This window comes from Actinomyces polynesiensis, from assembly GCF_000820725.1.
GTDB classification, from domain to species: domain Bacteria; phylum Actinomycetota; class Actinomycetes; order Actinomycetales; family Actinomycetaceae; genus Pauljensenia; species Pauljensenia polynesiensis.
The window spans coordinates 1-3830 of record NZ_CCXH01000147.1 but is presented as its reverse complement, the minus strand read 5'-3'; the positions used below and the strand labels follow the sequence as shown (position 1 = coordinate 3830).

The 3830-nt window shown below is 72.0% G+C and carries 5 protein-coding genes; all 5 read left to right on the top strand.

What is annotated here, in order from left to right; translation table 11 throughout:
• Positions 1-1030 (top strand): DEAD/DEAH box helicase (locus TA90_RS06690; protein ID WP_043535291.1); only part of this gene is annotated, 1030 nt, incomplete at its 5' end.
• 354 nt (positions 1031-1384) lie between these two features.
• Complete coding sequence (locus TA90_RS15060; RefSeq protein WP_197067861.1) at positions 1385-2023, top strand: Rossmann-fold NAD(P)-binding domain-containing protein; 639 nt, start codon at positions 1385-1387, stop codon at positions 2021-2023.
• Positions 2024-2202: 179 nt separating this feature from the next.
• Positions 2203-2715, top strand: coding sequence for a DUF2975 domain-containing protein (locus tag TA90_RS06680; protein WP_147513409.1), 513 nt, complete (start codon positions 2203-2205; stop codon positions 2713-2715).
• Positions 2715-2936, top strand: coding sequence for a helix-turn-helix domain-containing protein (locus TA90_RS06675; RefSeq protein WP_043535289.1), 222 nt, complete (start codon positions 2715-2717; stop codon positions 2934-2936). The genes TA90_RS06680 and TA90_RS06675 overlap by 1 nt, the downstream gene beginning before the upstream one ends.
• Before the next feature lie 154 nt (positions 2937-3090).
• Positions 3091-3819 (top strand): PHP domain-containing protein, encoded by a 729-nt coding sequence (locus TA90_RS06670; RefSeq protein ID WP_043535288.1) that lies wholly within the window; start codon positions 3091-3093, stop codon positions 3817-3819.
• The last annotated feature ends 11 nt before the right edge of the window (positions 3820-3830 follow it).

The following is a 3830-nucleotide window of genomic DNA, read 5'->3' as shown; positions in this document are numbered from 1 at the left end:
CCTCTCCGGGCTCGTCGTGGACGAGGCGCAGGCCATCAAGAACCCCCGCACCGCCATCCACGCCGCGCTCATGGGGCTCGACGCGGGATGGCGGGTGGCCGTCACCGGCACCCCGGTGGAGAACTCCGTCAGCGACCTGTGGTCCATCCTCCAGGTCACCGACCCCGGGCTCCTGCCCGGCTGGAAGGTCTTCAACGACCGGGTGCGACGTCCGATCGAGGCCCGCGGGGACGCCGAGGCGCTGGGCCGGTTGCGGCGCCTCACCGCACCCTTCGTCCTGCGGCGCACGAAGGAACAGGTGGCCCCCGAACTTCCCGACAAGACCGAGTCGGTCATCGAGGTGGCACTCGGTGAGGAGCACCGCCGCATCTACGACCAGTACCTCACCCGCGAGCGCACCCGCCTGCTCGGACTCCTCGACGACCTCCAGGCCAACCGGATGGTCGTGCTCGCCTCGATCACGCGACTGCGCCAGCTGGCCCTGGACCCGGCCCTGGTGGACCCGGCCTACTCCTCCGTGGGATCGGCGAAGGTGGAGTTCCTCGCCGACCAGCTCGACCAGGTCGTCCCCGCCGGACACCAGGTGCTGGTCTTCAGCCAGTTCACCTCCTTCCTCGCCCGCATCCGGGGTGTCCTGGAGCGGCGCGGGATGAGGATCGCCTACCTGGACGGGGCCACGAGGGACCGTGAGGGGGCCATCGAGGAGTTCCGCTCGGGGCGCGCCCGCGTGTTCCTGATCTCCCTGAAGGCCGGCGGGACCGGGCTGACCCTGACGGAGGCCGACTACGTCTACGTCATGGACCCGTGGTGGAACCCCGCCGCGGAGGCCCAGGCCGTGGACCGTGCCCACCGCATCGGGCAGTCGAAGAAGGTCAACGTCTACCGCCTGGTGGCCGAGGACACCATCGAGCAGAAGGTGTTGGCCCTCCAGGACCGCAAGCGCCAACTGGTCTCCGCAGTCGTGGACGGGGGCGGGGCCGGGTCCGGCAGGATCACTGCCGACGACCTGCGGTCGCTGCTCGAGTCCTGATGAGGGTCCTCGTCCTGGGCGGCACGGCGTGGCTGGGGCACACCCTGGCGGGGGTCGCCCTCCGTGCCGGTCACGAGGTCGGTGCGTCGCCCGCGGTGATGCCGTGCCCGCGGGTGCGGCACTCGTGCAGGCCGACCGCGACGACCCCGGTGCCCTTGCCGCGGTGACCGCCTCGCGCTGGGACGCCGTCATCGACGTGGCCCGGCAGCCGTGGCATGTCCGGCGCGCCGTGCACGACCTGGCACCGGTGGCCGACCGGTACGTGTTCGTCTCCAGCGTCAGGTCTACGCCTCCCAGGAGGAGGCGGGCGCCGACGAGACGGCGCCGCTGCTCGCCCCGCTCCACGCCGGGAGGATGTCCTCCCCGGAGGACCACGGGTCCGCCAAGGTCGCCTGCGAGCAGGCGGTGCTCGCCGGCTTCGGTCCGCGCCGGACCATGGTCATCCGTCCGGGACTGATCGGTGGGCCCGGAGATCCGAGCGGTCGCACGGGCTACTGGGGTCTGCGGTTCGCGAGGCCCTCGAACCCCGGGCGCCGTGTGCTCGTCCCGGACGCGCCGGAACTCCCGACGTCGCTCATCGACGTGCGCGACCTCGCCGGGTGGATCATCCACGCGGTCGGGCGGGGGGCACACGGCGTCTTCAATGCCGTGGGGGACCCGGTGCCCTTCCCCGAGCACATCGACACCGCTCGCCGGCTCTCGGGACACGACGCCACCGTCGTGCCAGCGCCCCAGGACTGGCTGGTCCGACACGGGGTCGCCGAATGGGCGGGCCCCCGGTCGTTGCCGTTGTGGCTGGCGGACCCCGCCTGGTACGGGATGAACACGCGATCGGGTGCGCGGGCACGGACGGAGGGCCTGAGGACGCGCCCGTTGTCCGAGACCCTTGCCGACTCCCTGCGCTGGGACCTCGACCACGGTGTGGTCCCCGGGCGCGGTGCCGGGTTGACGGACGACGAGGAACGCGAGCTGTTGGACGCGTCGGGGAGGTGACGGGCCCGCACGGGGGTGCTCCTCCGACCCGCAGCGAAGTGTGTGGGGGGGGGGAGACGTTCGTCGAGCGGTGGGTTTCTCACCGAACGGAAGGGGTACAGGCCTACTTCTCGGTGAGAAGTCCACCGTTCGAGGCGCGGGCCTTGCGAGGGATATCGAAAAACGATACGATCATATCGTTGATCGATGGGTCGTACGAGTGCCCGTCGCCGGTGGGGGAGGTCATCATGCGTCGTGGGGTTGTCATCGTCCTGAAGGTCCTGGTGGTGTCGGTGCTCGTCGGGATGCTGGGGGCACTGTTCTGGGGACTGCCGTGGCTCTCGGGCGAGATGGTCCGTGACCTGCCGGAGCTCGCCCACCTGCGCCTGCCCCTGCTGGTGCTGGGTGAGGTGGCACTGCTGGGTGGGATCGTCGTGCTGGCGTGCCTGTGGCAGCTGCTGACACGCGTCTCGGAGGGGCGGATCTTCGATCCCGCCTCGTTGCGCTGGGTGACCGCGATGAGCACGGCCTCGGCGGTGGCGGGTGTGGCGTGCGTGGCCGCGGAGTTCTGGATCCCGGGGCCACCCCTGCTGGGACTGGGGGTACTGGTCGTGGCGCTGCTGTGCCTGGGGCTGACCCTGGTCCTCGTCGTCATGCGTGGTCTCCTGGTGCAGGCGACCTCGTTCCGCGCCGAACTCGACCAGGTGATCTGATGGCGATCGTCGTGGACCTGGACGTGGTGATGGCCAGGCGCAGGATCGGTGTGTCCGAGCTCGCCGAGCGGGTCGGCATCACGCCGGCGAATCTCTCGGTCCTCAAGAACGGTCGTGCGAAGGCGGTGCGCTTCTCCACGTTGGACGCGCTCTGCCGCGAGCTGGACTGCGCTCCGGGAGACATCCTCCGCCACGTCGAGGAGGACGGGATCCGGGAGTGATCGGTCCCTGAGGCAGCGCCCGCTGCCTGCTCGGGGCATGCCCCGGCGACGGGAGTCCCCCACGACGAGCGTGGTGGCGAGCGTGGTGGCGACGGCGGGGCTGGTGCTGGCTGCGGGTGCACGAGATCGAACAGGTGTTCGATAGACTGGTGTCATGTCCAGTGACCCGGCCACCTACGCGGAGCTGCACGCGCACTCCGCCTTCACCTTCCTCGACGGGGCGGACCAGCCCGCCGCGCTGGTCGAGCAGGCATGTGCCCTGGGCCTGGAGGCGCTCGCGGTCCTGGACGTCGACGGCATGTACTCCGCGATCCAGACGGCCACCGCCGGCCGCCGCAGCGGCATGCCCACGGTCTTCGGCACGGAGTTGACCCTGGCGCGCGGACAGTTCGGCGACCCCGGAGCCCCCGGGTGGGGACTGGTCCCCGGCGCCGACGACCCCGGGATCCGCCTCCCCGTCCTCGCCACCTCACCGGAGGGGTACCGAGACCTGTGCCGGGCCATGAGCGCCCACACCCTGGCGCGTCCGGGGCGTCGCGACGCGGCCCACCTGCTCGACGCCCTCGGGGCCGGGGGGCACGAGGACTGGCTGGTCCTCACCGGCACACGGCGGGGGCCACTGCGCCGGGCACTGTCCGCCCACGGGCAGGCCGCGGCACGCGAGGTGCTGGCACGCCTCACCGACCACTTCGGGCGCGGGAGGGTCGCCGTGGAGGCCGCACTGTCACCGGGCGATCCGCCCGCCCTCGCCGATGCCCTGGCGGACCTGGCCCAGCGCGCGGGGGCTCCCCNCGTGGCGACCACCGCCGCGCGCTNGCACCCCGCCCTCCCACNCCGNGGCGGACGCCGTCGCGGCGACGCGCCTCGGGGGCGGTCGGTCTAGACGTAGCCAAC